This window comes from Desulfovibrio sp. 1214_IL3152 (assembly GCF_036763055.1).
GTDB lineage: Bacteria > Desulfobacterota > Desulfovibrionia > Desulfovibrionales > Desulfovibrionaceae > Desulfovibrio.
The window spans coordinates 1-2,343 of record NZ_JBAIYW010000557.1; the positions used below are offsets into that span (position 1 = coordinate 1).

The following is a 2,343-nucleotide window of genomic DNA, read 5'->3' on the forward strand; positions in this document are numbered from 1 at the left end:
AGCCACGATTCCACAGCCAGCAGTTCTCTGGGGCTGATGCGACCGGTATCCTGCAACAGGGCGGCGGAGTCGCGGCGCATAAGCCGTTGGCGCAACCACGCCCGGTCTGCGGAAGAGAGCGTGCGCAAGAGCGCGGCCATTTCCTCACGGTTTTTGTTTTTTTCCATACCGTATCCTGTCATTTTTTAGGTCTTATACATAAAAAAATACCAGGTTGTATAGTGTTCACGCTTTTTACAAAAAACGTGACCTCCTTGCCCGTCCAGACGGCTCCTGTATGAGTTAGTCAAAACTATCGCGTTACAACGCGAGGGAGGAGCCTATGAAAAAATCGTTCTTTTCCCGCATTTTTCTTGCTCTGGCTTGTGTGGGGCTGTTGAGCCTGCCCGCGCATGCCGCCGAGATGACGGTTTCAGGAGCGGCCAGCCTTACCAATGCCTTTACCGAACTGAAAGGCATGTTTGAAAAACAGCATCCGGGCCTGAAGGTCAATGTCAACTTTGCCGCCTCCAACCCGCTGCTCAAGCAGATTCAGGAAGGCGCGCCCGTTGACGTGTTTGCCTCGGCCGACCAGGCCACCATGGACAAGGCCGCGGCCGCGAAAGTGGTGGACCCCGCCACCCGCAAAAATTTTGCGGAAAACGACCTGGTGCTCATCGTGCCCGCGGGCAGCAAAAAACCCGCCGGACTTGCCGACCTGAGGAAGTTCAAAAAAGTTGCCATCGGCAATCCTGATTCCGTGCCTGTGGGCCGCTACACCAAGGCCGCCCTTAGCGAAGCCAAGCTGTGGGACGACCTGCAGCCTGCCCTGATTCAGGGCAACAGCGTGCGCCAGGTGCTGGATTATGTGGCGCGCGGCGAGGTTGACGCCGGTTTCGTGTACGCCACCGACGCCAGGCAGATGGCGGACAAGGTGGACGTGGTCATGGTTGTGGGCGGCCATGAGCCGGTAACCTATCCCATTGCCGTGGCGCTTACCGGAACCAATCCCAAGATGGGCCAGGCGTTTCTGAATTTTGTGCTTTCTCCCGAAGGCCAGGCTGTTCTGGCAAAGTACGGTTTTTCCAAGCCGTAGACTGTGCCGGATATCTGCTTGCGGTGACCTGTCTGCCGTAGCAGGATGAGTCTTGCAGCGTACAGGCTGTCGCGGGGCGGCGGCCTGTACGTCCGATTTCAGGGGGGCCGCCACGGCAGAGGCGGCGGTTGGGGCGGCATTGAATGCCGGAACAGGAGCATGGCAACGATTTTCGTGGAGGAGTGGTTTTTTGATGGATCTTGACGGCATCTCCATCTGGAGCCCGCTGGAGCTTTCGCTCCGTGTGGCGGGCACGGCCACCCTGGTCTCTTTTGTGGCGGCCACCCTCATGGCCTGGCTGCTGGCCCGAAAAAAAGGCCCCATGCCCGCGCTGCTGGACGCCCTGTGTACCTTGCCCCTGGTTTTGCCGCCCACGGTGCTTGGTTACTATCTTATTCTTCTGGTGGGGCGGCGCGGCCTTATGGGTCACTGGCTGGCCGAGATGGGCATAACTCTCATCTTTTCTTGGAAAGGGGCCGTGGTGGCGGCCACGGTGGTGGTGTTTCCGCTTATCTACAAGTCCGCCAGAGCTGCCCTTGAGCAGGTGGACTCGCATCTTGAGGATGCTGCCCGCACTCTTGGGGCTTCGGAATGGCGCGTATTTGTCAGCGTGTCCTTGCCGCTGGCCTGGAAAGGAATTTTTGCGGGGCTGATGCTGGCTTTCGCGCGGGGCATGGGCGAGTTTGGCGCTACGCTCATGATTGCGGGCAATATTCCCGGCAAAACGCAAACTCTGGCCCTTGCCATTTATGACGCTTTTCAGGCCGGTAACGACGCGCAGGCCACCTGGCTCGTCATTGTCACGTCGCTGGCCTGCGTGAGCATGCTCATGGCGGCGGAACTGCTGCTCAAGCTGAAAAGGCGGCGGTGATGATTTCCTTGCGCTTGTATAAAAGTTTTAAAAACGCGGCCGTCCCCTTCAGCCTGGATGTGGACTACGAGATCGGCGACGAGCACAAAAACGTGGTGCTCTTTGGTCCTTCCGGCTCCGGAAAAAGCCTGACCATGCAATGCCTTGCGGGGCTTGTGCGGCCGGATTCCGGGCATATCCGCCTTGGCGGGCGCACCCTGTATGACGGGCAGGCCAATGTCTTTGTTCCTGCACAGCGCCGCCGTATCGGCTATATGTTTCAGGATTACGCGCTGTTCCCTCATCTGACCCTGCTGCAGAACGTGGCCTACAGCGGCACGGGCTTTTGGCCCTGGCGCGTCTGTCCGGCCCAGCAGGAACGGGCGCAGTCCGTGCTGGAGCTTTTCGGCATCGGGCA

At 59.0% G+C, this 2,343-nt stretch carries 3 protein-coding genes; all 3 read left to right on the forward strand.

The annotated features are described in order from the left end of the window. Positions 1-322: 322 nt before the first annotated feature. Positions 323-1,075, forward strand: coding sequence for a molybdate ABC transporter substrate-binding protein (modA, locus tag V6C07_RS11725; RefSeq protein ID WP_333536659.1), 753 nt, complete (start codon positions 323-325; stop codon positions 1,073-1,075). A 193-nt stretch (positions 1,076-1,268) separates the two neighbouring features. Then, complete coding sequence (gene modB / locus V6C07_RS11730) at positions 1,269-1,946, forward strand: molybdate ABC transporter permease subunit (RefSeq protein WP_333536661.1); 678 nt, start codon at positions 1,269-1,271, stop codon at positions 1,944-1,946. Further along, positions 1,946-2,343: ATP-binding cassette domain-containing protein (locus tag V6C07_RS11735; RefSeq protein WP_333536660.1), on the forward strand; the 398-nt coding region annotated here is incomplete at its 3' end. The genes modB and V6C07_RS11735, both read left to right, overlap by 1 nt.

What these genes read in the sequence shown, in the direction of transcription:
- modA (WP_333536659.1), top strand. Translation starts at nt 323, where the DNA reads ATGAAAAAATCGTTCTTTTCCCGCATTTTTCTTGCTCTGGCTTGTGTG.
- modB (WP_333536661.1), top strand. Translation starts at nt 1,269, where the DNA reads ATGGATCTTGACGGCATCTCCATCTGGAGCCCGCTGGAGCTTTCGCTC.